1 pseudogene is annotated in these 776 nt (G+C 58.5%); it reads right to left on the minus strand.

Annotated features, from left to right (window positions below):
• Nucleotides 1-674 (minus strand): annotated as a pseudogene (locus tag HT737_RS28955) (methyl-accepting chemotaxis protein); the annotation flags it as partial.
• Nucleotides 675-776 lie beyond the last annotated feature (102 nt).

A 776-nucleotide genomic window follows, 5' to 3' on the forward strand; every position in this document is an offset into this window, starting at 1 on the left:
GCCAGCAACTCGTCGAAACGGGTACTCGACGAGCTGTTGAGAAAGCCCTGCCCCAACGAATACGAGCCGATGGCCCGGCCTTCGCCGAGGGTTTGGGTGACGCCTGGGGTAATGTTGGTGAGCAATTCGCTGAGCTGGCGGATGTCGCTCTGGTTGTCGCGGCTCAGCCCGGCCTGACTGGCGATGATCTGGCTGAATATCTGCGCATTACCAAGCAATTTGCCGATCATCGCGCTTTTGCTTTGCAGGGAGCTTTCCGCCTGTTGAGCCTTGAACGCGCTGATCATTTCGTCGCGTTTGCCGTCGAACAGTTTGGCCTGCTCGGGATCGTCGGTCATCGCCTGCAGACCTTGCAAGCGCGCCAGCACGGCTTGCTCCAGGCTGCTGATCTGCGCCTCGAGGTTGTCGGCCTTGCCGGACTGCCCGAGGACAACGTTGATCTGCACCAGATTATTCAGCGTTTCCAGATCCCGGCGCAGGCTCAGGCTGCTGCCCAGCAGATCGAGGCTCTGCAATTCGACCCGGGTGCCCTGGAATTCGCGGTAGGAATCGCGCACCAGATAGAAATTGGTCACCAGCATCGGCACCAGGAACAGCACGCTGATCAGGCTGAACTTCATGCCGAAGCTCAGACGGTTCATCAGCGAGACGGCGGGATAGAGCAAGCTCTTCACTGGAAGTCTCCCTTGGTTTTTCTTGTTTTTATTGGCAGGCGCAGGGCGACAGCAGATAGCCACTATCGAGCGCTGTCTCTGTATAGCTCAAATCGGCGGGAG

Origin of the sequence: Pseudomonas sp. MD195_PC81_125 (assembly GCF_014060985.1) — a bacterium.
Taxonomy (GTDB): Bacteria; Pseudomonadota; Gammaproteobacteria; order Pseudomonadales; family Pseudomonadaceae; genus Aquipseudomonas; species Aquipseudomonas parakoreensis.